Here is a 26078-nt window from a genome sequence, read left to right on the forward strand (position 1 = left end):
GGTTAGAGATTATTAGTTTCAACCTGCTTTTCACTTTCAGCTTGTTCTAATTTACGCTGAAGTTCTGCTTCCTCATAGCCCAAAAAAATACTTGTTTGAAATATTGCTAGCACACCCATCAATACCAAGGATACCAAACTCACACAACTAGATTTAATAAAGGCTTTAATTTTACTACCTGTAAAGAAGGTCGTGAATGCGTATAAAGGAAAAACGATTCCAATAGTGGCAGAGATAACTTGCCCTATTTGGGAGTTTATCAGCCCTAGAATAAGTAAAAGTGAAGTAAACCAAGAGACATGTGCAGAAGGCAATAAAGCAAGTAAATACAATTCAGTCAGGTTATAGCCTGATTTTCTAAACATCAATTTCAGCATGGCAGCAAACAAAACAGAATTTAGAAAGGTCAAAAATAACAGAGAGCTCTCAACCACTCTCCCCATATTTTTTGCAAACTCACTGTTGTAAGAAGAGGTTGAGAAGCTATAGTGCTCAGCCAAAGATTGATCGGTAAATGCGGTTAAAAATACCAGAAATGTAATACTCCAAAACGCATATTTTATTGGATTAAAATATCTAGCTCTTTTACCTTCAATGTAATCCTTACAAACTACAGCAGGCTGAACGGTCATTTTAATGAAAGTATGTAGAAAAGGAGATTCAAACTCTAACAGCGCTCTTTGAGCTGTCTTAAACAGCTCTTTTAGAGTAATGCGTTTTGCTTTCTTTTGACCACATTCGCCACAAAAGCGCGTTGTTAATTTTGCACCACAGTTTAAGCAATTTACTTGCTCGTCAAAGTTTACCACGTGATATATCCCTATCGAAAACGACTAAAAATAGAGTGTTAAATACTATTCTTGAAATTAAATTGTCCCTAACCTGATACTTCCTGTCAAAGGTTTATTTACATTTACGATATCAATGCATTAAATAAAACAACTTCCTTTTCTGTATTAATCAATAGCCACAGAAAATAAAAAAGCTAATCATGTTATATGATTAGCTTTTCTAAATGCTTCATAGGTCAGAGTACACTTTAGGTAATGGCTTTTCGCCCTGAAAACGCATGCATTAGCGTCATACCATCAACTAAGTCAAGCTCGCCACCTACAGGCATACCATGAGCAATACGAGAAGCAAGTACATCATACTTTTGACAAAGCTCAGAGATAAAATGTGCAGTTGCTTCACCTTCTACGGTTGGGTTAGTAGCGAGAATCACCTCATCAATATTACCTTCAGAAAGGCGTCGCTCTAACACATCTAAACCAATTTCATTTGGGCCAATGCCATCTAACGGTGATAAATGCCCCATTAATACAAAATACAAGCCCGTATACTGGCCTGTTTGCTCGATGGCAAGCACATCAGTTGGCGATTCAACTACACACAACAAACGACTATCTTGGCGTTTAATATTTTGACAAAGCGAACACTCTGGCTCTTCACAAAACGTGCGACAAGTTTGGCAGTGCCCAATAACTTGCATCGCTTTAGTTAGGCTTTGCCCTAACTGGCTGCCGCCTTCTCTGTCTCTTTCAAGCAGGTGAAAAGCAATACGCTGAGCCGATTTAGGGCCAATGCCGGGTAAACAGCGCAAGGCTTCAATGAGTTGTGATAAGGTTCCAGATAGTTGCATAACGCTTCTTTTTTTATTTAAAACTCAACACTTATACCAACCCTCTTTATTAAGTGATCTATTTTAAGGCAAGTGAAACATGTCGATAACAAGGCGAAAATTTTTTCTATTTAGTTGTTCTAAATAAGATGTTTTCAACGAAGTTAGCGTCAGTTTTAGTCCCTCAAAATGATTAAATATTACTAAGGGTTAGTATTGTGTACTAAGTATGTCTTGTTAGATTGATGTGATTATAAAAGTGCGACAAACCAGTCACAAGCATAATTGAATGACTTATAGAAAAATCATAGATAAGTGTCGTTTCGTGCCAGCTTAATATTTCCAGCTATACTGAAATGATGAAGATAAATCGACGCTTGTTTATAAAAGGGGCATTGAGTGTTGGTGCTCTAAATTATTGCGCCCCGCTTTTGTGCCTTCCAATTGAAACTATTCAAATGGAATATGACCTAATGGAAGAGCGAGATAAACGAAGTAGAGCTGACTACATTCTTAACTTTGCTTCTCCTTATACAACCAGCCAATACAAAACAACCCCTCACCTTCACCAACAATTAAAATTTTATTTAGAGTCATTATCTGAAGATAAAATATACGTATCGCTGTTTGACAATGGCCAGCTAGGTGTTGGAACAGAGTTAATGGCTGCAATTAGCCATAAACGAATAGATGCTGCATTAATTTCAGTCTCTAACTTATCTCGTGCATTGCCATTACTCGACATCTTAAACATCCCTTTTTGGGCTAGTAGCAACCAAGCTTACTTAAATTTAATCAGTTCTAAACAATGGCACGATTTGGTACTCACCCCCATCAAGGAGCAGAGTAAATTTCAAATTCTTTTACACCATATTGTGGGTTCACGTACATTAACGACGGTAAAACGCTCAAATAAACGCGTCATAATGCCTGAAGACTTGAAAGGCGTGAATTTACGCGTACCCGCATCGAAAGTACTCAATCACTTTTATACCCTGACGCAGGCGAACATTATCGAGGTGCCATGGAGTAAAACCGCAAAAATGGCACGCCTAGGTCTAATACACGCACTTGATCCTAGTATAGTTGGACTTCATTCAGGTCCTGACGGTTTAAAAAGTTACTTAAAACATGTTACTAAAATCGACACGGTACCGGATGCATGGGTAACCGTTATCAGCCAAGCTTGGCTAAAACAGTTACCAGCCTCTTTAAAAGAGGTAGTTACCATTGCCGCTGAAAAGACATTTGATCATCACATTAATAATTTTAATGCCATTCATACCGAATGTATAAAAGGACTCTCAAAATATGGCACCGCTATTTACGAACCAAGCAACGAAGAGCAATCAGGATGGATAAGGCAGTTTGGTCATCACCAACCTGCCTGGCGGGACATAAAAAAAGATTTATTAGGTGATCTCAAGACCTTTGATAAATTACTAGATGCCACCAATGAAACCAGCCGCTTCCAGCTTTCTTAGTATTGTGATCACCCGTATGTGTTAATTAATCTCCATCAACAGGTTTTCAATTTTCATACTTAGGCCTAATTCTTCGCACCGAGTTTGCTCAAGCTTTTTGAATATGAGTTCCTTATTCTTTATGCCTTGCTCTTTGTTAATTAGGCTTGATATGTCGTCTGCACAAAACGCTCTTAGCCTTTCTCTTATTAAACCGTCCGAGATCAAATCAACTGAATACTCAACTCGCCCTTTTACTTTACCATCAGCTAAATTTTCCACATTTGGATGCAACTCCAACTCACTACCAGTAGGGTAAAAATTATATAAAAATGACTGTTCTGAAAGCCTTTCGAGTAACACAACACCTTGTTTTCCGAGCACAGAAAATTTATTTACTGCTTTTTCAACTTTAAGTACCGTGGTTTCATCCACCCCAAAACCCCACTTTTGGTTAGTTTCGGCTAATAACACCGCTAGCCTTGGTGTGCGACCTCTTTCACTAAAATGCGTGTCTAGAATACCGAAATTAAAGCTGCCTAACCCACCTCGATTGTCATACGTCAACGCATCATGGGGTAAAATGTCACATCCGCCATGTTGCTGACAGTTCTGCTTAGGTGGCGCTTTCGCAAATGCCCCTGACTCAAGCGCACTTAAGCTTGTGCCATTGGTAATCATAGGCACTTGTCCAGATGCATTTTGGCCACCAGACTGCACCGCTGTACCTGCACTGGTTCCAATCAACACTGGGCGATTTTGTATCGCCTCAAACCAAGGAAACGCCTTGCCTGTTTCGTTATCAACCATGACCTGTTTTGTCAGAGACTGATCGCCGCCATTAAACATCATGCCACCAGCGCTTGTAATTTCTTGAGTGAGGTTGTCGATGCCTTTTTTACACAGAGCTAGCTCTTGCGCGGTTAAGTCGGGATAAACCAATTCACGATTAAACACGTTATTCAGCTTGTTTCGGTAAATATCTAGGTTGTCACAATCGTTATTACTGATTGCTTTGGCTAAAGCTGGGGTCAATGCAAACCAGGTTGCTTCTATACCATATGCACTAAAAAGACCCTGATAGAAATCAGCTGACTCGTATGGGTCACGAGAAGACGCGGTACTCAGGAGTAATTTTGCATTATTTTGCTGTTTTAGCGTTTCTACAATGTCATTTAAGATTTCAGTGCTGGCAGGTTCATTATTAAACTGCGTTAACACCTGCTCTTTCGCTCTACGTTGTTCATACAAAACAGGTACTTCTAACATATCAAAAACAAAGTAATATTCTTCATTACTCCAACGCTTATACAAGTAGCTATCTTGTTGCTTAATTGCAGCTATCAGCGCTGATTTTGAATACAACGTCTTCGATTTAATTGCTTTTAGCAGCTTTCTAGTGCGATGTTTATGTTGTGTGTTATGAGTTGGCCATTTTTCATTCACAGCATTTAACGTGAGGTCATGAACTAAAAATAATTGTTGGCGCTTAGCAGCACTTTCAAAATTGACTTTTTTTGAACAATTTTGAGTACTTTGACTTGAGCAAGTTTTAAGCGAACCGCCAATAAGATAAAGGGTTTGCGCTAAAGATGACGCGCTAAAAAGTAACAAATAGCCCAGACTGATACTGGACAAAAAACGAGCAAAGTTCATACGGACTTTTCCATAAATTTAAAAAATCAGACTTGTCATCACAAAAAAAGCTGTGATATAACTTTTATGAACATTGCAGGAAGCAAGCTAGCACAGGCCAGTTTGCATTGTCAAAAATGAAGAGATGAAGCTATGTATAAAAAAGCGTTTAAGCTTGTTTGCTACTTCTACTCACCTCACTACCTTTCGGAGTGGTTCGACGAGTAGACACACGGTATCAACACCGTGGTGTTGTCTATTGGTATGCAACCCACCTCAAAAAATCATAAAAAATAAATTCTAGCTGTCGAAGGCCTTGATCATCTTGCGAGCTCTATGCTGATTAATGCCATTTACAGGATAGTTACGTTTTTTACCTGCTCTCATTATTCAGTTAAGTGTTTGTGAGGATGGTAAGACTCCTACCTGTTCACCCAAATTGCATCGACGGCTAACCAAAAGTTAGGTGAAACATGTACAACAAGTTATTTCTTGGTGTTGCTGCTGCGCTGCTGAACAGTGGCTACACTCATGCACAACAATCAGAACAAGCAAGTTTAGAAAAAGTCGAACGTATTGAAGTCACAGGCTCTCGCATTAAAGGCGTTGACCTAGAAGGTACTCAACCAATAACCATTATCTCTTCAGAAGACATTAGCCGCTCTGGCGCAACCTCTGTCATTGAACTTTTACAAGATTTACCACAACTTAAAGGTGGTGCGGGCACCTTTACAACCAGTGAAAGTGGCAGTACGTCGACTTCAACCCCTGCAGGTCAAGCAGCTGCCAGCCTTCGTGGTATGGGGCCTTCAGCTACATTGACACTCATCAATGGGCGAAGAATTGCACCAAGCTCTTTTGCAGCAGGTACACAAAACTTTGTCGATGTAAACGCCATTCCACTGGCTGCCATTGAGCGTGTTGAAATTTTAGCGACCGGGGCTTCTGCGATTTATGGCGCAGATGCGGTTGCAGGCGTTATCAACTACATTCTTAAAAAAGACTTCACAGGTGCAGAGCTGGATGTGTCATTTTCAGATAGCTTTGAAGACAGCGATGAAAGCAAAAAACAACTTAACCTGATCTGGGGTAGCGAAATTGAAGGTGGCAATGTCACCGTATTTGCTGATTACTTCGATAAAAACCAGTTTAATGCCTCAGATCGTGATTACACAGCTAATCCGTCTTTGATTAACAGTTACTCTTACCTACCTAAACTCGAAAATACCCCCAACATTTACTACTACAGCAGCCAAGATGGTAATGAAATAGGCGCACCGGGCTGTAAAACTGAACTCGTCACAACGGAATATGGGGAAGAAATTTGCGCCTATTATGGTAATCGAGATGACGTATTAAGCGCGCCATTTGAAAGCTTATCTGCAGGCTTTATGGTTAATAAAGCATTTAGTGACCTAATTTGGAACTCTGAGTTTTTTTACAGCACCACTAAATCAACTGCCTATTCAACGCCAGCTGCCATTAATCAACTTGATGATGCTGAAGGTCCTTGGGTGAAAGAGGATGCGTTGTTTATATTTGATGATGCCCAAGGCAATAACGCCCTTTTAGATGCTTTGTATATCGACCCATTCGATACTTTTTTAGGCCAAGAGCAATGGGGTTTTCGGTTTGATGCACGATTTAACGACCCAAGAACCATTGAGGTAGAATCTAAAAACTTCCGCCTAGTTTCTAGTCTTGAAGGTCAATTTGGAGAGTGGGATTGGCAATCGGGCGTGCTGTTCTCTGAGTCTCGCTCAGAGCAGCAAGCAATAAAGGGCGTGTATAACCGTTACCAATTCCATGCAGCATTGGCTGGCGAGCTATGCTCTGATGGTTCGATTGGTGCTCTCAGCGATAATGGTGTCACCTGTAACAGCGGTCAGTTGCTTGATTTTTATAATCCATTCTTAGTCGCAGACGCAAACAATGATGCAATTCTTGCACTCACACAAGCTATGCCAACACGCGAAGGCAAAAGTAGAGTCTATGGTATAGATCTCACTTTCTCGGGCGAGTTATTCACGCTCGGTGATATTAATGTGCAATCTTCATTTGGATTTGAAGCCCGTAAAGAAGAGCTTTCCGATATTCCATCTGCAAATGCAGTGGCAAAAGCTGAAAACGAGTATTTGGTCGATGTATTTGGTTATGGCTCGAGTATAGCTGAAGCAGAGCGTACGCAATATGGTGCTTTTGCCGAGCTTTATGTTCCACTCACTGAGCAAGTCGAGATGCAATTAGCAGGGCGTTACGATCACTTTGATGATTTTGGCTCAACGTTTAACCCAAAAGTCAGTATCAGTTATCGACCAACTGACACCATTTTACTTCGCGCGGGTTGGGCAACGTCTTTCAGAGCACCGTCTTTAACGCAAGCAGGTGTCAAGCTTCGTACTACTACCTCAACTTTTGATTGCGGTACAAACCAAGCAATTGCTGACCTATATTGTGAAGGTGACGGCACACTTGTCAGCGTAAACAGCTTAGAGTTAGGTAATGAAAACTTAAACGCTGAAGAGTCTGATTCACTTTCAATTGGCTTTGCATGGAGTCCTTCTAGGCAGACCACAGTGATGATCGATTATTGGCAGTTTGATTACAAAGAAGTCATTGATACCAACATGACTGCAGTGTTAGAACGCGCTATTTCAGACGCCTCACTTCGCCACTGTGGCATCGTACCGCAAAATCAAATGGGCATATCATATGGTGAAGATGTTTGTAGTGTCACCGATAATGCAGGGCTTAAAATTGATGAATCTGGCGCGAACTTATCAGAAATATTAGGTGCTTATATCTCAGAGTTTGATCCACGTTCACAATCACTTCAGCTATATCGCGATCATGTAATCCAACTTGAAAATACTGGCACTCAGGATATTCGCGGGTTAGATATTAAGTTCGATCACAGATTCGAACTGGGTTTTGCCGATTTAAAACTGGCGTTAGATGCGACGCACTATCTTGAATATGACCGCAATAAGCCAGGCTCAGATCAAATTGAATCTCTTGTCGGCACATTTAGATACCCTGAAAATGTCGGGCGCCTGTCAGTCACATTAGATACTGATAGCTACTACATCTCATTGTCTGCCAACTATACTGACAGTTACTTTGATGATATTGAAGGTTTAAAAGGCCGTGAAATTGATGAGCTTGACGAACTAGGCTTACTCGATGCACAACAGCAACACACAGTAGATAGCTGGACTGTTATGGATCTCAATGCAGGTCTGGAGTTGAGTGAAAACCTGTTCATTAGAGCCAGTATCAAAAATTTATTTGATAAAGCACCACCAGCAGTATTTGGTTCAAAGCGTGGCTTTGATTCAATTAACCACGATGCGTTTGGTACGACTTATCAAATTGGCTTATCAGCTAAGTTCTAATGGAGGAATGGGGGCAACCCCATTCTAAATTAACATGCATCAAAAATATAAAATGCCAGATGCCTTCGTCATCTTAATGATGATGGTCGTACTATGTTATCTGGCCTCTTTTTTTGTACTCCCCGGTTTTTTTAATACGCCGGAGCAAACAAATACGGTCATGCTGTCGCAGTTTAGTCAAATTGCATCACCTGCCCCGATGGCATTGTTTGGCGAAGGTGGGACTCTCGGCTTCTTTAACGTCTTATTTGAAGGGCTAGTCAGTGGTGACAAAAATGGCGCGGCTATCGGCGTTATCGCATTCATTTTAATCACTGGCGGGGCATTTGGCGTGCTTATGCAAACCAAAGCCATCGATAATGGCGTGATGTCGCTAATAAATAACACACAAAAAATTGATTGGTTATTTATTCCCAGCTTATTTATTGCCTTTAGCCTAGGTGGCGCCATTTTTGGTATGGGGGAAGAAGCCATTGCGTTTTGTATTGTGCTCTACCCAATTATGCAAAAGCTTGGATATAACGCGTATGTAACCGTGTTAGTCACTTATGTTGCCACACAAATTGGCTTTGCCACCTCACCGATGAATCCATTTAGTATTGCCATCGCACAAAGCATTGCTGGGCTTGAGGTGTTCTCAGGTGTGGAGCTGCGTGTTGCATTAACCGCTATTTTTATTGTGGTAGGCATGGTGTTTACCATGCACTACGCAAAGCAATCTCGTAAAAGTGTGGACTGCTCAACACCACAGTCACATACTCAACTCGGTACGGTCGATAAAGTACTGCTCATTGCGTTTTTAGCTGTAATTATATGGGTGATTTATGGCGTTACTGCAAAAGGTTATTACATTCCTGAGCTTGCTGCACAATTCTTTGTTTTAGGCTTGATTGTGGCCATCATTGCCAAGCTTGGTAAACGCCAAAGCATATCTGAGTCAGTTGACGCATTTAAACACGGTAGTGCCGCATTATTACCGGCTGCTATGCTGGTTGGCTTAGCAAAAGGACTGGTTTTATTACTTGGCGGCAGTGAATTAAATTCACCGTCTATGCTTAACACCTTGCTTTATCATTGTGCCAGTGTGATATCACATATACCCGATGTAATAGCTGCCTGGTCAATGTATGTCTTCCAGTCTGTATTCAATTTTTTTGTTTCTTCGGGCTCAGGACAAGCGGCCATAACTATGCCAATCATGGCGCCTTTGGCTGACTTAGTTGGCGTTTCTAGGCAAACGGCAGTGCTCGCATTTCAACTCGGTGACGGTCTTACCAATATCATCATTCCAACCTCTGCGAGTCTCATTGGCTGCTTAGGGGTGGTTAACTTATCCTGGGGCGATTGGGCAAAGTTCATTTGGCGCTTTATGTTGGTGCTTTTTGGTCTTTCTACACTTGCCATGGTTTTCGCTCAACTCATTAATTATCAATAAATTATGCTTACACTTATAAAAGATGCTGAGGTATATGCTCCACGCTATCTTGGTAAAAAAGACGTGCTCTTCGGCGGTGAAAAAATCATTGCCATCGAAGAAAGCATCACACTTCATCATGACACACTCGTCAATCTAGTTGACGGTAATGGTTTTATCCTAGTGCCTGGGTTTGTTGACTCCTTGGTGCATTTTATTGGTGGTGGAGGTGAAGCCGGATTTGCCAGTCGTACACCCGAAATGCACCTCACTGATGCAACTTTAAATGGTATAACAACTGTTGTTGGCGCGCTTGGTACTGACGATATTAGCCGAACACATGCTGATTTGGTTGCCAAAGCAAAAGGGTTAAAACAAGAAGGCCTAAATGCTTTTTGCCATACAGGCTCTTATCATTTGCCTATAAAAACGCTCACTGATTCAATCAGTAAAGACATCATGTTTATCGATGAAATAATCGGTGTCGGTGAAGTCGCCATCGCAGATCATCGCGGTCGCCAAATCACCGTCCAACAACTTGCCGAAGTCACCGCTGAATCACGCACTGCAGGATTGCTCAGCGGCAAAAGAGGCACAGTCTCAATTCATGTCGGTAGTGGCGATACAAAACTCGACTTATTGCATGAAGTCGCTCAAACAACTGAGCTACCTTTAGATATGTTTTACCCAACGCATATGAATCGTAATTCAGAGCTGCTGATGGCTGGTATTGCGTTTTGCAGAGCGGGTGGCACCATAGACTTCACCACCAGTACCACAGACTATGATTTAGCACATGGAGAGCTCGCTGCCGCAGAAGCCCTTGCCTACTGCCTTGAAAAAGGTGTCTCTGAGAGTCAGCTCACCATGAGCTCGGATGGGCATGCAAGCTTGCCTATTTATGATACACACAATAACTTGGTTGGCTTTGAAGTGGGCCAAGAGTCATCGCTTTTACATGCATTTCGACAAGCTGTATTAGAATTTAACGTACCAATTGGAAAGGCGTTAATGGCTATCACTCAAAACCCTGCACATATACTCGGCTTGCCTAAAGGACAGATAAAAGTCACAGGCGATGCTGATTTAGTTTTGTTAAAACAAGACAACTTAGCAGTTGAAAATGTTTGGAGTAATGGAAAGCTAATGGTTGCAGAGCAAAAAGTCATTACATCTGGATTCTTTGCAAAAGCCTAAAGTTTCGTCCCAAGCCTATTTTCGTTTTTGGCGGATTTAGGCTTTTTTACTTTCCTCCTAAAAATGTAGGCACCCAATAAACCACTTATAAAACCAAAAATATGATTAGAACTGCTGGTTTGAGCAGAAAAGTCTAATAATGTCGCCAAAAAAGCAAAGTCCATGTAATAGGTAACGGCAACTAACACGGTAAAACTAATTGCACCAATCAAGTTACGATTGAACACTGCAGTGCCAAATAAAAAGCCATAATAGCCCATCACAATGCCCGATGCGCCAATATGATTACCATATTCACCAAATACCCAGACCAAACATCCCGTCACAACCATGATAAAAACAGTGACACGTTTAAACCCAGCCTGCAAACTCGCTAAATATCCGCTAATAAATAGACCAATGCTATTCCCTGTTAAGTGACCCCAACTCGCATGGATGAAAGGTGCTGTAAAAATACCGTATAAACGCTCGGGTAGCTGAGGCACTAACCCAAAATTAGAAATAATAGGAGGATAAAACGATGCCATTGCCATAAGCACATGCATAAGCAACATAGCTAACAATAATAATCTGAAGTTGTATGGAAAAAGCTTTGTGCGCTTTTTTTCATTCATTGCATTTGGCATCTTTCATTATTTGCAAAAATTTGTAGTTAGACATCGTTCATCTAATTGACGTCATTTTAGAGAAAATTAACACGAACTTTCACTATTCAACGGTATTTTCCCCTCATTTACCTAAAAAACTTGCCCTTCACTGTTTGTGGGCTGACAATGGGTTTATTCCTCTATTGTTGTTTAATGAGGAACATTTCTTACTTAAAACATAGATTGAGATTTTACTCAATTAAAAAGAGAAGATAACAATGAAAAGAACTGTTATTGCGACAGCCTTAGCTGCTGTCTTTTTAGCTGGCTGTTCTGAGTCAGAACCAAAAGTTGAAAAAGTACAACAAGTAGAACAAACAGCTGGCAAAGCTGAACTAGGCACATTCGGTGTTGACCTAAAAGCACGTGATGAAAGCGTTAAACCTGGTGACGACTTCTTCATGTATGCAAGTGGCACTTGGTATAAAAACTACGAAATGCCTGCTGACAAAACGCGTTACGGCGCATTCACGTCACTTGCTGAGCGCAGTGAAAAACAAGTTAATGCCATCATCGAAGACATTATTTCTCGCGATAACTTAAATGCAGAAGAGCAATTGATTGCTGATTTCTACAACGCATTTATGGATGTTGAAACCCTTAACAAATTAGGGATCACACCAATTCAAGGCTTACTTGATGAGATCAAAGCCATTGATAATACAGACGGCCTAACAAAAGCGTTCGGTCAGTCTTGGCTTACAGGCGTAAACTCACCGATTGGCGGTGGCATGTGGTTTAACCGCCTTGACCCTAACAAATATGAAATGTCTATGGGTGCGGGCGGTCTAGGTTTACCGGATCGTTCATATTATTTAGAAGAAGCAGAGCGTTTTGAGAAGACACGCGCAGAATATGTTGCTCATATCGCAAACATGCTTAAATTTGCAGGCTTAGAGAATACAACTGAGCGCGCACAAGCGATCCTTGCACTAGAAACTAAAATGGCTGAAGGCCATTGGCCACGTGAAAAGCGTCGTAACCGCGACTTGACACTAAACCAAATCAAGCGTGAAGATTTAGCTAAAGAGTACCCTGGTTTCAATTGGGATCTGTACTTTGCACAAACAGGTTACAAAGTGCCTCAGCTAAATATGTCTCAGCCTGAGCCAATCAAAGCAATGATTGACCTTGTGAATAAAGAAGACCTGGCTGTTTGGAAAGATTACCTGACTTTCCACGCTATCAGTGGCAATGCAAACCTACTTTCAGAAGATATCTTCAACGCATCTTTCGAGTTCTATGGTAAGCACCTGAGTGGTCAGCAAGAACCTCGCCCTCGTTGGAAGCGTGCTGTAAGCCAAATGTCTGGTACACAATCTTTAGGCTTTGCAATTGGTAAAGTGTACGTTGATAAGCACTTCCCTGAGTCTTCGAAAGAGCAAATGTCTGAATTAGTTGAAAACCTGCGTAAAGCCCTTGGCGAGCGCATTGAAGGTTTAGACTGGATGGGCGAAGAAACCAAAGTCAATGCACAAGCTAAACTAGCGGCATTCGTGCCTAAAATTGGTTACCCAGATGTATGGCAGTCATTTGATGGCCTAGCACTTAAGAACAATGACCTAATGGGCAATGTTAAAAACCTGCGTCAATTCTTCAGAGATGACAGCGCATCAAAAGAGCTTGAGAAAACTGACCGTAACCGTTGGGGTATGACACCTCAACGAGTAAACGCTTACTACAACAGCTCATTTAATGAGATTGTATTCCCTGCAGCGATTTTACAACCACCATTTTTCGATCCAAATGCTGACGCAGCTGTGAACTACGGTGGCATCGGCGCAGTTATCGGTCACGAAATGGGTCACGGTTTTGACGACCAAGGCTCTAAGTCTGATGCTGAAGGTATCCAACGTAACTGGTGGACTGACTCAGACCGAGCAGCTTTCGAAGCAAAAGCTGACAAGCTTGCAGCTCAGTACAGCCAGTACGAGCCAATCGAAGGTAACTTCGTAAACGGCCGTAACAGCCTTGGTGAAAACATTGGTGACGTAGGTGGCTTAGCAATGGCTTACCACGCGTACAAGCTGAGCTTAAATGGTAAAGAAGCACCAATTATCGATGGTCTGACTGGCGACCAACGTTTCTTCTTAGCTTGGGCACAAGTTTGGAAAGAAAAGCGCACTGAGCAAAGCATGCTAAACCAGCTTCGTGCAGGTACACACGCACCAGGTCGCTTCCGTGCCCTTGCTCCACGTAACCATGACGCATGGTACAAAGCGTTCGACGTAAAACCAGGTGATAAGTTATATCTTAAACCTGAAGATCGCGTACGCATCTGGTAAAAAGCAAAAAGCTTAATACTTAAAAAGCCCAGCATTTTTGCTGGGCTTTTATATTTACGCTTACTGCTAAACCGCTTTATTCCTTTTAAAATACATTTCAATAGCAATTATCCCACCTACATAATTCTTCTAGTGCACCAATAATATAGATATATCAATAGCGGTATTTACAACCAAAGTTCCAAACACTCACACAGCTTTAATGCAAGCTTCATTTATCGTGTATCCAAGGTGAGCACATGTTGCCACATAAGTATATTAATAAACTGAATGAGGCATTTGGACTTTTATCGCGAATTTAGTCACAGGGATTACAGAGGCTAAGATTGTTAAATAACAATTATATTCAGCCTTATTTATGTTGAATATATAAAATCTATAATTGCTGAATATTTTTCATACTAAATAATTTACAGATAGAATCCGGATTATGAAATAAAAACCGACTTAAAAATGATACGTTATAAATATGTCTATACCGCAGGATCACTCATATCAAAATGCGGCTACAATTTTGCCCTACACAATATTAGTGACCTACTAAAACCTCTTAAGTTACATGAAAGCTAATATAAACATAACTGCACTAAAGTCTAAGATCGTATTGGTTATATCTAAGTCAATTTAACTTTCTTAAAATTCACTTGCCCCACTCTTTTTCTTTAACTTACGATGGATATTGTTATGCAAAAAATTTGCACAAAGGATTTGTGATTTTTCAAAAGGAAATGGAAGCGTTACATACTTCCATCAAACAACCAATGGGTTACAAGCTGCCCATTAATAAATTCAAGAAAGGAAACTAAACATGCTGATTGATTACACTCTAATATTATTATACATAAGCTCAATTGTGGTTTTCTTAGGTACTCCAGGGCCTGTTGCAGTTTTGGTCGCCAATAGCAGCGTAAATGGCGGAATATCAGCGGGGATGAAAACAATCATTGGGACTAACTTAGCATCTATTATTTTAATCTCCGTATCATTTTTGATGATAAATGGTTTATTTTCAGCCAATGACCATGCACTCAGCTTTCTAACATTTTTTGGCGCGCTGTATCTTATCTACTTCTCTATAGACACTCTCAAATCAAAAGTTAATTTATCGCAAGAAAGTTTAGACCAGAACAAAAGCAAGTCTTGGTTAAGAAGCGGCTTTTTAATTGGTATTTCAAATCCAAAAGATATCTTATTTTTTATTGCTTTCTTTCCGACATTTTTTAATGTCACAGACAATAAAACCGCCTCAATGTTTGTGTTACTGACGATTTGGGTAATATTAGATTACGCACTGTTATTTTTACTTTCTTTTTTCTTCACTAAAGTATCAAAAGAAAACACTGCAAATAAAATAAATAAATGTTCTGGGACAATCTTATTACTGATAGCCTGTTTCGCTTTATATACTTCAGCACCAGAAGTATTTCAGGTACTGGCTTAACAACTAAAAATAAACTGTATTATTAGGCAGATTGTTACAAATTAGTTTAAACACCTCTTAAATACAAAAAAGCTCTGGCGATTTATTACCTGAGCTTTCATTAGTTTTTGTCCCCTATTTGTCCCTTGCGGGAATAAACAGAATAAAAACTTTTTAATTCAGAGCATTAAGCTTAGAATGGCATTTTGAAGCCTGGAGGCATCTGCATACCGCCAGTAACATCAGACATACGTTTAGCTGACTCTTCACCCACACGACGCACTGCATCGTTTACAGCTGCAGCTAGAAGATCTTCAATCATGTCTTTGTCGTCTTCCATTAAGCTTTCGTCAATTTCAACGCGCTTAACATTGTGGCTACCTAGCATAGTGACTTTAACTAGGCCTGCACCAGCTTCGCCTGTTACTTCTAGGCTTTTGATCTCTTCTTGGGCTTTTTCCATGCGCTCTTGCATCTGCTGAGCTTGCTTCATGATATTGCCCATTCCACCTTTAAACATAATACGCTCTCTTACATATATTTTATTTGGCTAAAAGATAAGGTCTATTGTACTCGATTACAATGCCTGTATGGTATTTTCATCGACCTCGGCACTAAATTGCTCGATAAGTTGTAATACAATAGGATCTTGATTAATCGTTTCTATCGCTTGCTGATGCCTATGTGCATCTATTTTTTGTTGAATGAGATACGGTGAGTCTATCACCCCTTCTGCAAATTCAACGATAAGCTCAACCTCAGAGTTGTACATATCATTCAGTGCAGCTTGCAGTTTTTGTCTTAAAACGGCACTGTCTAAATGACGCTGACTGATATCAACTTGAATGTTGGCTTGATTACTCTCGTAGTGGTAGATCGAATGCAGCGCAAATTGGCGCATACGACCACCCAGTGCCATTTTCTCAATCAACTTCGCCCAGTCATCTTGCTGATGGGCAAAACGAATTTCACTGATTGGGCTCGCAAACCCTTCAGGCACAGGCACAGCTTCTTCTTTAGGCGTTTCTTGCGCTTGAGAAGTTTGCGGTGCAATTTGCTCTAACAACTCAGGCGCTAGTTTACTCTCGTCCGCTTTGTGCCTTTCGCTAAATGGTACTGGTTTTTTCTTCGGTATTATTGGCGCCACACTTGAGTCTGGCGCGTTTTGCGCCTCAGACTTTTTTGGCTCATCTCCTCGAGCAGATAATAACTGCCCTGCCCCTGAGATATTTCGGTTTTGCAAAATACGTGCAATGGCAGATTGTGCCTGCCCTTGTTGAGCTTGTAAACGTGCAGAAGCTGACTCTGAGTTTTGAGAGCTAGCTTCTTGCTGCACCTCTTGTGTAGCCTGAGGTTCATAAGCCGGCGTATAGCCTTGCTCTTGCGCATCTTGCATCACTTGCTCATATTGCGCGGCTAATTCTTGCTCTTGAGGCTCTGGCGCATATTCTTGTTGCGCTGGTGCTTGCGGATTTTGCTGAGCTTGCTGATTAAACGCATTGCTTTCAACATTCAGTTGATTGTGTGGTTGCTCAATAGAATGCTCTTGTGAACTTTGTGCAACCGATTGAGTTAATTCTGAATGCTGATCAGTAACACTATTTTCTACCCCCGACTGCTGGCTAGCTTCGACCTGGATAGGTTCAGCCTGCTTAGGTTCGGCCTGAATAGGCTGAACTTGAACAGCTTCTGCTTCAATCTGAGGCGTTGCTGATTTTACAGGCATCTCAGGTGTAGCATGAGGTTGCTGAGTGGTACTGCCACCTACTGAAGCATTATTTTGCTTTAAGCGAGCGCGAATATCTTGCAAACCTTGTCTTGGTGACGCAGATGGTGCAGGCTGAGCTTCAACAGAGCTGTTTAATGCAGGGTCGGCTTGGATATTAGACGTGGCAGAAGATTGACTATCTGCATGCTCAAACGCAATTAAACGCAGCAACACCATTTCAAGGCCAAGTTTTTGCTCTGGTGCCCACTGAAGGTCTTTTTTACCATTTAACAGCAGTTGATAAAACAGCTGAACTTGCTGCGGATTAATCTGCTCACTCAGTGTTGCAATATCAGATTCTGAAAATACCGATATTTTTGCTGCCTGCGGCACCAATTGTGTGAGCTGAATGGCATGTAGAAGTGCGATTAAATCGTCTAAAACGGCAAGATAATTACCATTTTTAACTGCAATTTGCTCTACTTCTTCTAAGACTGCCGGTGCATCTTGGCAAAGTACTGAAGCCAAAATACTCACGGCATGACTTACATCCATCAGACCAAGCATTTCTTGAACAGCAGCTAAAGTAAGCTGAGCATTGGTTTGAGCTATGGCTTGATCAGTCAAACTCAACGCATCACGCATACTACCATCAGCGGCTTTCGCCAGTGCTTTTAAAGCTGGCTCTTCAAACTGAATTTGCTCTTGCGGCAGAATATGAGTCAGCTGCGATACAATTTGTGACTGCGACATCGCATTCAAATTAAACTGTAAGCAACGTGACAAAATAGTAATCGGTAGTTTTTGTGGATCTGTCGTCGCCAATAAGAATTTAACATGCTCTGGCGGCTCTTCAAGTGTTTTTAAAAGCGCGTTAAAACTGTGCTTTGACAACATGTGCACTTCATCGATGAGGTACACTTTATAGCGACCGCGAGTCGGCGCATATTGAACGTTGTCGAGGATCTCTCGCGTATCTTCAACCTTCGTTCTGGAAGCAGCATCGATTTCTATTAAATCAATAAATTTACCCGCTTCAATATCTAAACAGCTTTGGCACTTGCCACAAGGATTTGAAGTGATCCCTTCATCGCAGTTTAGACTTTTCGCGAATATACGGGCGATGGTGGTTTTACCAACGCCCCGAGTCCCAGTGAAAAGATAAGCGTGGTGCAACCTTTGCTCATTGAGGGCATTTACAAGCGCCTGTTTGACATGCTCTTGGCCGACAAGTTGGTGAAAGGTTTGCGGACGCCACTTCCGTGCTAGGACTTGATAACTCATATTATTCGCCTTCGAACTCAACTAACTTAAGAATATTAATACCTAAGTCTGCAACACGTTGCTCACCGCCTAGTTCAGGTAACGATACAACAAAAGCTGCGTCAGTTGCATTACCGCCAAGCTTCTGCACAAGCTTAGCTGTTGCTTCAATGGTGCCACCTGTTGCAAGTAAGTCGTCAACTAACAATACTTTGTCGCCTTCAACAATTGCATCAGTGTGTAACTCAAGCACATCTTGACCATACTCTAACTGGTAAGACTGGCTTATCACCTCACGCGGTAATTTACCTGGCTTGCGCACTGGAATAAAAGGAATACCTAAAGCATAAGATAAAGGTGCGCCAAAAATGAAACCGCGCGACTCTGTACCAATAATTTTAGTGAAGCCTTGATCTTTGTATGCTGTAATGAATGCATCAATCGTTTCTTTAAACGCTTTAGGATCAGCAAGTAAAGTGGTTACGTCACGGAACATAATACCTTCTTTAGGGTAGTTAGGTACCGTAGCGATACTGTCTTTGATCAGCGTGAGATTAGCTTGTGTCATAATGAAGCTTTCTATTTTGTAAAGAAAGTGATTATAACAAGAATGAGAAAAGTTGAAACTTTGAGAAATCACAAAGCCATGTTTTTAGCTTGTTTGCGCAATAAAACGGCAAAAGGCTACATAACGTAGCCTTTAGTTAAGACAAAATGTCTTTATTTTCTTTGATGATTAAGCTGTAAAAGCCGTTGCTAAACCAAGAATTGCATTTAGACAGCCAATACCTACAAAAACAGCTAAGAAAGCAATGAAGTATTTAGCATTAAACGGATCTTTAAAATCACCCTTTGACATAGTACACCTATAAATTTTTAAGCACGAAGAACGGCGCTCATAATAGACGATCCGAGCTATGCGTTAAAGTGAGAAGTGCAAAAATTCGCTAAGCTGGTTACACAAAAAGGCTATTTGGTGACTACAATACCCAACTCTGTCAAAGCGTTTAGTGTTTGTGTTGCACCACCTATTAGCTGCTCCTCACTAAATTGTGGAATAATTTCATGCACTTTTGACACAAGCTCTAACAAGCTAATACCCGGATTATTCTCTAGTTGCTCTAACAAAATCGCGGTCATAGGGTTTGAAGCGATGAAGCCTACATCATCCTCTTCGTCACGATACACAACAAAATAATGGGGTTGTTCACTGGGCTCAGTTGGTTGAAAGTCTTCACTAATTTGATGAACTGGGTATTGATAAGATAGGTTACGCGCGGTGTTTGACAGATACAAAGGCTGATTATCTAAGTTTGTAAGCTGTTTTTGCATTTCATCTTCAAAACAAACTGACACATCCAACTCAACCCACTCATAATGTGCAAGCTCTAACATAAATATGGGGTCACTTCCTTGCATAACATATTCATGCTGCAGAAAAGCTAAAAACTCTGCACTGATGTCCAAAAAATACGGAGATGAGCAATCATGGCTAATGAAAAAGGTGCGAACAAGTGTCTGCCAATGTGATTCACAATATAAGCTTTTTAGAACCGGAAAGGCGGAGCTGACAAACCCTTCGACGTTGTTAAAAAACAGCTCTTTATAAACTGTCATTCTTTCTTCAGTTACATCATGAGGCTTTTCAATATTATCGGGATCACGAATATGAGCCATAAATGCATTTTGAACATCGATGAATGACACTAGGCAACTCCTTTACTTTTAGCTAAAAACTCAGACTGAAGTTTTTTAATTATGTCTACTTCGCTCAGCACTTCTGGCATGCTCGGAATATTAAAGTCACGTTCGAGTAAAGTAGGAAACAAACCGTGATAATCATAGGCTTTTGCGAGTAGATTCCACACAGGATCACATACATCCGCACCATGTGTATCAACTAGCAAAGAAGTACTTTCCTCATAATGCCCAGCGACATGACCATATAAAACACGTTCACTTGGCATGGCTTGTAAAAACTCAATTGCATCGTAACCGTGATTGACACTGTTTACATAAATGTTATTTACATCAAGTAGTAAGTCACAGTCGGCTTGCTTTAAAACTTCGAGCGTAAATTCTTGCTCTGACATTTCTTGACCGGGTGCGGCATAATAAGAAACATTTTCTACAGCGATCCGCTGCTCTAAAATATCTTGTACTTGTTTAATTCGAGCAGCTACGTGTTTAATTGCATCTGCAGTAAATGGAATTGGCATCAGATCATACATATGACCTGTACCCGAGCAGTAGCTCAAATGCTCACTATAAAGTTTGATATTGTGAGTTTTGAAGAAGCTTTTAAGAGACTTTACAAATTCAACATCAAGCGGCTCAGGTGAACCTATTGATAGTGATAAGCCATGGCAAATAAAAGTGTGTTTTTCGGTAAGTTGTTTAAACTGCTTACCAAATTTCCCGCCCATTTTCAGCCAATTTTCGGGCGCAACCTCTAGAAAATCAACTTGACCCGGTGGTGACTCAATAAAGTCATCCAACATTTCACGTCTGAGGCCTAGACCTACCATGCCTATATCATTAACTACCATATTAATACCTTTGAGTTCATGGCTTGTATTTAACCTGAGTTCTGGATAATAAAATAAGAGGAAATTTTACTAAGAAGTTTGAGGCAGATAACCTGCCTCAAAGAAGAAAACTAAGAATTAGTGAGCGCCACCACATTTACCTTCGCCACACTTACCTTCTTTTTTAGCTTTGCCGCCACATTTACCTTCGCCGCACTTGCCTTCTTTTTTAGCTTTGCCACCACATTTACCTTCGCCGCACTTGCCTTCTTTTTTAGCTTTGCCGCCACATTTACCTTCGCCGCACTTGCCTTCTTTTTTAGCTTTACCGCCACATTTACCTTCGCCGCACTTGCCTTCTTTTTTAGCTTTGCCACCGCATTTTCCTTCGCCGCACTTGCCTTCTTTCTTAGCTTTGCCGCCACATTTGCCTTCGCCGCATTTGCCTTCACCGCACTTACCTTCTGCAGCATCTAATTGATAACCAGAAGACATGGTAGTAAATGCAAATGGGTTTGCATTTACTTCTGCTGAGGCAGTTAAACTTGCTGTGCCGACAACTACAGCACCTAACGTAGCAGCGATTGATTTTGTTTTTAAATTTTTCATACTCGACCCTTTGGGATATTTCGTTCAATTCACTTAGTAGACCCTACGACAAAAAAGAATATTTCATTAAATCTAAAAAAATTCAATTTTAACTTAGCAACACTCTCCCTCTCGTTTAAAATAAGCGCCCTTTAAGTAGTATAGAGCAAGTTATGAAATTGATTTTGGCACCAATGGAAGGCGTTGTAGATTTTAAAATGCGCCAACTTTTAACTAACCTTGGTGACTTTGATTTATGTGTAACTGAGTTTATTCGTGTTGTTGATCTCACTTTTCCACGTAGAGTATTTATCAAAACTTGCCCTGAACTATTAAATAATGGCTATACCGAGTCTGGCACCCCTGTTCGCATTCAGCTTCTGGGTCAAGTTCCCCATGCGCTTGCTGCAAATGCGCGTAAAGCCGTCATGCTTGGCTCACATGGTATCGACCTTAACTTTGGCTGCCCTGCAAAAACAGTGAATAAAAGTAAAGGTGGTGCGGTTCTGTTAAAAGAGCCTGAACTCATGTATCAAATTATTAAAGCAGTAAGAGAAGCGGTACCAACCGAGCATGAAGTCAGCGCCAAGATACGTTTAGGCTTTGATGATGACAGCAATACTGCCGAAATTGTCGATGCTGTTCAAAGTGCGGGCGCTTCAAGCTTGGCAATTCATGCGAGAACCAAGCGAGATGGCTATAAACCGCCTGCATACTGGGAAAAAATAAAACCTCTTCTAGATCGAGTGACAATGCCCATCGTCGCAAACGGTGAGATTTGGCAAGTCGAAGACGCTTATCGCTGTCAAGAGCGCAGTGGTTGCTCAGATCTAATGCTTGGCCGCGGTGCATTAGCAACTCCAGACTTAGCTGCAAAGATTAAAGCACATAGAGAAAATAAGCCTTACACACCTTTATCTTGGGAAAATGTGATTTACCATATTTTGCATTCGTCTATGCACCAAGACCCTTCTTTAAGTGAAAAGTATTTTTCATCACGAACTAAGCAATGGCTTGGCTATCTTAAGCTTCAATATCCACAAGCCAATGATCTTTTTGACGAAATTAGAAAACTTAAAAATAAAGACGAGGTTGTCGCTGTGCTAGAGAAATATGCAAAGTGTCCTAGCATTGATTCAAATCATAACGAATTCGACTAGAAGTACCATAATGATTGCTCATAGGAGAGCGATCATGAATGCAAATCAAACTAAAGACTTTCAAAGCAAGCTAAAAATTGAATTAGACTCTGTTCGATGTGAGTTTTTAAATGAGCTTAAAGACGCACAACATGAGTTTACTGGCGAATTAGCTTCAATGTTAGAAAACTCAACACCAGGAGAGTGGATTGACTTAGCGGTCACTAAAATTAACCCAAATCAGTTTCCCCGCTTTCAGCGGCTTATGGAGCTAGAAGCTGCTTTATGCCAAATAGATATTGGCCAATTTGGATATTGCTGTGATTGTGAGACAAAACTTGATCTTCTGGTGCTTTCAAAAGATCCTGCCAAACAACGTTGCCCGGTTTGTGAAGAGAAAAAGCAAAAAAAGTAAATAACTGATTGAAAGGGCCTTAGTAAGAAAAGGCCTTTTTATTGTCCATCACTCACAGTTGCACTCTAAAAATAAATTCTAGCTAAAGATAAAACTGCAGAAGGTTTCATGACGATATAATCTAAGAAATGCATTGCTTGCTCTGGTTGCAGTGATAACTTTTGATTTAATACCACCATGGCTTGTTGTTCTGACCAAGCCTGAAAGTGAATGCCCAAATCTATCTCAGCCAATACTAATATTAGCTGTTTATAGGCTACTAGCTTCTGTTTTTCACACTGTTCGAAAGTCTCATGTAAGTTAACAAACTCATGTTCCCAGTTTAAACCTCCAACAATAGAGCAATGCTTTTTTGCAATCTCAACTAAGCTTAGTGCTTCTAAATGGTTTTCATGATTATCATACTCATTTGTTAAAGCTTGAATATTCGCTAAAATAACCTGAGGGTTTTCTACATTACCTAAATAATGATTCACTTTGCTTTGATACCACTCTTTACCGTTAGGTAGTTGGTAAATGCCTAAACGGCTTCTTGGTTTGTATGTTTTAAAATAGTCAGTTAGACCCGTTAATGATGCAGATTCAGAGTACGCTTTTAACTTTTTCAGTTCATACCTGTTATAAAGTATTTTGCTTTGTTTAGCATCTTCTAACCTAGTAAGAACCAGGTTTTGCCATTTCTTTCTTTGTGCTTCACTAAGATTCTTTGCAACATTAATTGCTGCTGGCCAGGGTAAATATCTCTCGGGGTAACGTTCTTGAATTATCAAATATTGAAGTTCATTAACTTGATACTCAGTGAGTGACTGAGGGTCAGCAGAGTTTAAAGCTATGTGCCTTTGCTTTAAATAGGCCTCACTGAAAGGTAATACTTCTGGTAGTTCATTTTTGCTGTCGGTCAATAAAACAGCATTGATATTTTTCAGCTGTGATTGCACTTCTTCAAAAGAACTAAGTTTCTGCTGTTCAGTGCACGCTGATAACAAAAACAGAATGGGGAGTATGATTAAAAGAAATTTATTATTCACCTTCACTTCCAACTATAAAAAAAGCCCCTTTCGGGGCTTTTTATTTATAAGCTTATGCCTTTGCGTTGTGCTTTGTCTTTAATGAACGTTGCCCAACCTCTAGCAAACTTACGTGTACGTGGGTCTTCTTGTGCTTTGACAATCGCTCTATAAGCTTGCTTATACTTCTCTTGGTATAAGTAAGCTTCAGCTAAGTCAGAGTAAGTCGAGCCCTTCTTGTCAGTACCTAATTCAAGCGCTTTGTTCAAACGCTCAACTGCAGCACTGTACTTTTGCTCAGTAAGTAACAAGTTACCTGCTTTTCTATAAAGATCTGCATCGTCATCAAATTTAGCTGCTTCTTCATAGTATTTAGCGGCAGTTACAAGGTGCTTCGATTGGTGGAAGTAACTTGCAACAGCAGTAACGTTTTGCTTAGTACGCTTAACTTTGTCTTCCTTCAAAGCTTTTTCCATAACGATGGCTGCTTTGTAAGGAATATCATTTAGCGAGTAATAGCTGCTTAAAATTTTGTAGTGGTTCTCTTTCTCGAAATAGCCTTTTCTGTAAGCTACTTCCATAATTGTCTGACCTTTACTGAACTGCTCGGTAGACATATAGAAAGAACCTAGACGAGTCCAGTTTTGTTTGTCATCAGGGAACAACTTAACTAGAGTCTCACCAACTTCTACAACTTTATTAAACTGCTTAAGTTCAAAGTATGAACCGACCTTCAGCATGAAGTAAGTTTTATTTGGCTCTTTTGCCAACTTAATTGCTTTGTCTGCTGGTTCGATAACCTTAGCGAACTGTTTTAACTCAAAGTAGCCTTGTGCCATTTTGGCATATACTTTGTCATCTTCCTCACCAGTAAAGTCCATCCAAGCATTGTAGGCTTTAATACCTTCAACATACTTTTGCTGGCCAAAGTAAAGATCTGCAACAAATTTAAGGGTATCGGCTTGGTCTTTGAAGTTTAAAACATCCGGTTCAACAGAGCGTTTAACGAAATCAAGTGCCTTAACGTAATCTTCTTTTTGAGCATAGAAGTTACCTAAGTATCTATCTACAGTTGCTTTGTCGAAATCATTAGACGGATCTAACTCTTCCATCAACGCAATTGCTTCGTCAAGTTGGTCGTTGTTGTAAAGCTCAAATGCTTTAACAACTTTCTTACCAGTACGCTCACCCATGATCTTAGTCTTAGCTTTTTTACGAGCTTCGATCTTAGCTGGGTCAGGCGCAGCAACAGCGTTGCTGCATACACCTGTAAGCGTCATAAGTAGCGCAAGAGCTGTTACTTTATGTAATTGCTTCATTTCTTCGCTCCTTATTAATCTTGGTTAAGTTTAAAGTCTAACTGTACAGTAAGACCAGGTTGTTTTTGCGGTTTGCCATCGATGATTTTCGGACGGTATTTCCACTTACGCAAGGCTCTCATCGCTTCACGGTTGAAAATACGCTTCGGTTCAGCATCAATAACTTTTACATCTTCAACACCACCAAGCTCGTTAATAGTGAATGAAAGTTGTACCCAACCTTCTTTACCATCACGTGCCGCTTGAGTCGGGTATTTCGGCTCAATACGTACGATAGGTGTTGCATCACCATCACGACCAAATTCACCAGGCCCACTTAGGCCACCTGCAGTACCACCAATGTCGATGCTTGGCATGTTAAAGCCAATAGCACCCGGGTTTGGGTTAGCATTGTCAGGCTGCGGCGGCTGCGGTTTAGGCGGCTGCTGCGGCGGCGGCGGAGGTGGAGGCGGAACACGTCTGCGCTCTTGAACCTCAGATTCAGGTGGATTCGTCAAAATTTCGACTACAATTTCTTCTTTTTTATTTTCAGCTCTATCTGCTCCGCCAGAGATCAGAAATGCCATAAAATAAAACAAGCCGAAAGTAACTGCCCCACCTGTTACAAGTGAAAACAGAAAACGAATCATTACTTAGCTCCAGCGATTGAGATTTTTAATTGATCGTCAGTCGCCTTGATTTGGTCCATAACTTTAACAACCACACCGTGCTTCGCGCCTTTATCAGCTTGAATAATTACGGTTTCAGTAGGTTGCTCAGCTAGGATGCTCTCAAGGTTTGCACTAACACGCTCAACGTCAACAGCACGCTTATCCATCCAGATCTCACCATTTTCTTTAATAGCGATAAAGACGTTAGCATTCTTTTTAGTTTGAGCTTGTGCAGCCTTTGGCTTTTGTACTTCAATACCAGCTTCTTTCACGAAAGAAGTTGTTACGATGAAGAAGATAAGCATGATGAATACGATGTCTAGCATCGGTGTCATGTCTACTGCTGCTTCTTCTTCCTCACGAAAACGTTGTTTACGTGCCATA

General features: G+C 40.8%; 23 protein-coding genes. 8 read left to right on the plus strand and 15 right to left on the minus strand.

The window, feature by feature from the left end; translation table 11 throughout:
- Window positions 1-2: 2 nt before the first annotated feature.
- Window positions 3-809 carry a DUF3667 domain-containing protein gene (locus ABMY35_RS10705; RefSeq protein ID WP_349286192.1) on the minus strand — a complete coding sequence of 269 codons (807 nt, stop codon included), beginning with the start codon at window positions 807-809 and terminating at the stop codon, window positions 3-5.
- A 230-nt stretch (window positions 810-1039) separates the two neighbouring features.
- Window positions 1040-1642, minus strand: coding sequence for a recombination mediator RecR (recR, locus tag ABMY35_RS10710; protein ID WP_138482184.1), 603 nt, complete (start codon window positions 1640-1642; stop codon window positions 1040-1042).
- 335 nt (window positions 1643-1977) lie between these two features.
- Between recR and dctP the strand changes: the two genes are divergently transcribed.
- The gene (gene dctP, locus ABMY35_RS10715; protein WP_349286193.1) at window positions 1978-3105 is read left to right on the plus strand and encodes a TRAP transporter substrate-binding protein DctP; all 1128 of its coding nucleotides are present in this window, start codon (window positions 1978-1980) and stop codon (window positions 3103-3105) included.
- Window positions 3106-3126: 21 nt separating this feature from the next.
- Here dctP and ABMY35_RS10720 read toward each other — a convergent pair whose 3' ends face one another.
- Window positions 3127-4740, minus strand: coding sequence for a cyanophycinase (locus ABMY35_RS10720; RefSeq protein ID WP_349286194.1), 1614 nt, complete (start codon window positions 4738-4740; stop codon window positions 3127-3129).
- Window positions 4741-5192: 452 nt separating this feature from the next.
- Between ABMY35_RS10720 and ABMY35_RS10725 the strand changes: the two genes are divergently transcribed.
- The 3 genes from ABMY35_RS10725 to iadA are packed head-to-tail and all read left to right on the plus strand — an operon-like array spanning window position 5193 to window position 10725.
- Window positions 5193-8114 (plus strand): TonB-dependent receptor, encoded by a 2922-nt coding sequence (locus ABMY35_RS10725; RefSeq protein WP_349286195.1) that lies wholly within the window; start codon window positions 5193-5195, stop codon window positions 8112-8114.
- Between the two features lie 34 nt (window positions 8115-8148).
- Complete coding sequence (gene yfcC, locus ABMY35_RS10730) at window positions 8149-9549, plus strand: putative basic amino acid antiporter YfcC (RefSeq protein WP_349286196.1); 1401 nt, start codon at window positions 8149-8151, stop codon at window positions 9547-9549.
- A 3-nt stretch (window positions 9550-9552) separates the two neighbouring features.
- The gene (iadA, locus tag ABMY35_RS10735) at window positions 9553-10725 is read left to right on the plus strand and encodes a beta-aspartyl-peptidase (RefSeq protein ID WP_349286197.1); all 1173 of its coding nucleotides are present in this window, start codon (window positions 9553-9555) and stop codon (window positions 10723-10725) included.
- Here the strand turns inward: iadA and ABMY35_RS10740 are convergent.
- Window positions 10722-11339: a rhomboid family intramembrane serine protease gene (locus tag ABMY35_RS10740; RefSeq protein ID WP_349286198.1), complete on the minus strand. Its 618-nt coding sequence runs from the start codon at window positions 11337-11339 to the stop codon at window positions 10722-10724. The genes iadA and ABMY35_RS10740 overlap by 4 nt on opposite strands.
- A gap of 251 nt (window positions 11340-11590) precedes the next feature.
- Between ABMY35_RS10740 and ABMY35_RS10745 the strand changes: the two genes are divergently transcribed.
- Together ABMY35_RS10745 and ABMY35_RS10750 are read left to right on the plus strand one after the other, a co-directional pair.
- The gene (locus ABMY35_RS10745; RefSeq protein ID WP_349286199.1) at window positions 11591-13657 is read left to right on the plus strand and encodes a M13 family metallopeptidase; all 2067 of its coding nucleotides are present in this window, start codon (window positions 11591-11593) and stop codon (window positions 13655-13657) included.
- Window positions 13658-14465: 808 nt separating this feature from the next.
- Window positions 14466-15098: a LysE family transporter gene (locus tag ABMY35_RS10750; RefSeq protein WP_349286200.1), complete on the plus strand. Its 633-nt coding sequence runs from the start codon at window positions 14466-14468 to the stop codon at window positions 15096-15098.
- A gap of 172 nt (window positions 15099-15270) precedes the next feature.
- Here ABMY35_RS10750 and ABMY35_RS10755 read toward each other — a convergent pair whose 3' ends face one another.
- The 7 genes from ABMY35_RS10755 to ABMY35_RS10785 all read right to left on the minus strand — a co-directional run bounded on the left by ABMY35_RS10755 (window position 15271) and on the right by ABMY35_RS10785 (window position 21185).
- A complete protein-coding gene (locus tag ABMY35_RS10755) occupies window positions 15271-15597 on the minus strand; it encodes a YbaB/EbfC family nucleoid-associated protein (protein WP_058030182.1) in 327 nt (108 codons plus the stop codon).
- Between the two features lie 57 nt (window positions 15598-15654).
- Window positions 15655-18069 (minus strand): DNA polymerase III subunit gamma/tau, encoded by a 2415-nt coding sequence (dnaX, locus tag ABMY35_RS10760; RefSeq protein WP_349286201.1) that lies wholly within the window; start codon window positions 18067-18069, stop codon window positions 15655-15657.
- A 1-nt stretch (window position 18070) separates the two neighbouring features.
- Window positions 18071-18616 (minus strand): adenine phosphoribosyltransferase, encoded by a 546-nt coding sequence (gene apt, locus ABMY35_RS10765; RefSeq protein WP_349286202.1) that lies wholly within the window; start codon window positions 18614-18616, stop codon window positions 18071-18073.
- A gap of 168 nt (window positions 18617-18784) precedes the next feature.
- Complete coding sequence (locus tag ABMY35_RS10770) at window positions 18785-18907, minus strand: hypothetical protein (RefSeq protein WP_257720514.1); 123 nt, start codon at window positions 18905-18907, stop codon at window positions 18785-18787.
- A 110-nt stretch (window positions 18908-19017) separates the two neighbouring features.
- Window positions 19018-19755, minus strand: coding sequence for a putative DNA-binding domain-containing protein (locus ABMY35_RS10775; RefSeq protein ID WP_349286203.1), 738 nt, complete (start codon window positions 19753-19755; stop codon window positions 19018-19020).
- Entirely contained in the window at window positions 19755-20576 is an 822-nt protein-coding gene (locus tag ABMY35_RS10780) for a DUF692 domain-containing protein (RefSeq protein WP_349286465.1), read from the minus strand. Before ABMY35_RS10780 ends, ABMY35_RS10775 begins: the two co-directional genes overlap by 1 nt.
- 138 nt (window positions 20577-20714) lie before the next feature.
- Window positions 20715-21185 (minus strand): hypothetical protein, encoded by a 471-nt coding sequence (locus tag ABMY35_RS10785; protein ID WP_349286204.1) that lies wholly within the window; start codon window positions 21183-21185, stop codon window positions 20715-20717.
- Window positions 21186-21337: 152 nt separating this feature from the next.
- Between ABMY35_RS10785 and ABMY35_RS10790 the strand changes: the two genes are divergently transcribed.
- Window positions 21338-22324, plus strand: coding sequence for a tRNA-dihydrouridine synthase (locus tag ABMY35_RS10790; protein ID WP_349286205.1), 987 nt, complete (start codon window positions 21338-21340; stop codon window positions 22322-22324).
- 34 nt (window positions 22325-22358) lie between these two features.
- Window positions 22359-22718, plus strand: a complete 360-nt coding sequence (locus ABMY35_RS10795) for a conjugal transfer protein TraR (protein WP_349286206.1) — start codon at window positions 22359-22361, stop codon at window positions 22716-22718.
- A gap of 65 nt (window positions 22719-22783) precedes the next feature.
- Here the strand turns inward: ABMY35_RS10795 and ABMY35_RS10800 are convergent, their stop codons facing one another.
- From ABMY35_RS10800 to ABMY35_RS10815, 4 genes are read right to left on the minus strand one after another with little or no spacing between them, the layout of a single operon-like run.
- Window positions 22784-23746, minus strand: coding sequence for a hypothetical protein (locus tag ABMY35_RS10800; protein WP_349286207.1), 963 nt, complete (start codon window positions 23744-23746; stop codon window positions 22784-22786).
- A 44-nt stretch (window positions 23747-23790) separates the two neighbouring features.
- Window positions 23791-25044: a hypothetical protein gene (locus ABMY35_RS10805; protein WP_349286208.1), complete on the minus strand. Its 1254-nt coding sequence runs from the start codon at window positions 25042-25044 to the stop codon at window positions 23791-23793.
- Window positions 25045-25058: 14 nt separating this feature from the next.
- Window positions 25059-25673: an energy transducer TonB gene (locus tag ABMY35_RS10810; protein ID WP_058030191.1), complete on the minus strand. Its 615-nt coding sequence runs from the start codon at window positions 25671-25673 to the stop codon at window positions 25059-25061.
- The gene (locus ABMY35_RS10815; protein ID WP_130255180.1) at window positions 25673-26077 is read right to left on the minus strand and encodes a biopolymer transporter ExbD; all 405 of its coding nucleotides are present in this window, start codon (window positions 26075-26077) and stop codon (window positions 25673-25675) included. The genes ABMY35_RS10810 and ABMY35_RS10815 overlap by 1 nt, the downstream gene beginning before the upstream one ends.
- Window position 26078: the final 1 nt, after the last annotated feature.

It is taken from the genome of Pseudoalteromonas sp. BZB3 (assembly GCF_040104455.1).
Classification (GTDB): Bacteria; Pseudomonadota; Gammaproteobacteria; order Enterobacterales; family Alteromonadaceae; genus Pseudoalteromonas.

Coding starts and splice junctions, on each gene's coding strand:
- ABMY35_RS10785 (WP_349286204.1), bottom strand. CDS start 21,185: ATGAAAAATTTAAAAACAAAATCAATCGCTGCTACGTTAGGTGCTGTA.
- ABMY35_RS10745 (WP_349286199.1), top strand. CDS start 11,591: ATGAAAAGAACTGTTATTGCGACAGCCTTAGCTGCTGTCTTTTTAGCT.
- ABMY35_RS10810 (WP_058030191.1), bottom strand. CDS start 25,673: ATGATTCGTTTTCTGTTTTCACTTGTAACAGGTGGGGCAGTTACTTTC.
- iadA (WP_349286197.1), top strand. CDS start 9,553: ATGCTTACACTTATAAAAGATGCTGAGGTATATGCTCCACGCTATCTT.
- dctP (WP_349286193.1), top strand. CDS start 1,978: ATGATGAAGATAAATCGACGCTTGTTTATAAAAGGGGCATTGAGTGTT.
- ABMY35_RS10780 (WP_349286465.1), bottom strand. CDS start 20,576: ATGGTAGGTCTAGGCCTCAGACGTGAAATGTTGGATGACTTTATTGAG.
- recR (WP_138482184.1), bottom strand. CDS start 1,642: ATGCAACTATCTGGAACCTTATCACAACTCATTGAAGCCTTGCGCTGT.
- ABMY35_RS10740 (WP_349286198.1), bottom strand. CDS start 11,339: ATGAATGAAAAAAAGCGCACAAAGCTTTTTCCATACAACTTCAGATTA.
- ABMY35_RS10790 (WP_349286205.1), top strand. CDS start 21,338: ATGAAATTGATTTTGGCACCAATGGAAGGCGTTGTAGATTTTAAAATG.
- ABMY35_RS10720 (WP_349286194.1), bottom strand. CDS start 4,740: ATGAACTTTGCTCGTTTTTTGTCCAGTATCAGTCTGGGCTATTTGTTA.
- ABMY35_RS10815 (WP_130255180.1), bottom strand. CDS start 26,077: ATGGCACGTAAACAACGTTTTCGTGAGGAAGAAGAAGCAGCAGTAGAC.
- apt (WP_349286202.1), bottom strand. CDS start 18,616: ATGACACAAGCTAATCTCACGCTGATCAAAGACAGTATCGCTACGGTA.
- ABMY35_RS10725 (WP_349286195.1), top strand. CDS start 5,193: ATGTACAACAAGTTATTTCTTGGTGTTGCTGCTGCGCTGCTGAACAGT.
- ABMY35_RS10755 (WP_058030182.1), bottom strand. CDS start 15,597: ATGTTTAAAGGTGGAATGGGCAATATCATGAAGCAAGCTCAGCAGATG.
- ABMY35_RS10805 (WP_349286208.1), bottom strand. CDS start 25,044: ATGAAGCAATTACATAAAGTAACAGCTCTTGCGCTACTTATGACGCTT.
- ABMY35_RS10770 (WP_257720514.1), bottom strand. CDS start 18,907: ATGTCAAAGGGTGATTTTAAAGATCCGTTTAATGCTAAATACTTCATT.
- ABMY35_RS10750 (WP_349286200.1), top strand. CDS start 14,466: ATGCTGATTGATTACACTCTAATATTATTATACATAAGCTCAATTGTG.
- dnaX (WP_349286201.1), bottom strand. CDS start 18,069: ATGAGTTATCAAGTCCTAGCACGGAAGTGGCGTCCGCAAACCTTTCAC.
- ABMY35_RS10795 (WP_349286206.1), top strand. CDS start 22,359: ATGAATGCAAATCAAACTAAAGACTTTCAAAGCAAGCTAAAAATTGAA.
- yfcC (WP_349286196.1), top strand. CDS start 8,149: ATGCATCAAAAATATAAAATGCCAGATGCCTTCGTCATCTTAATGATG.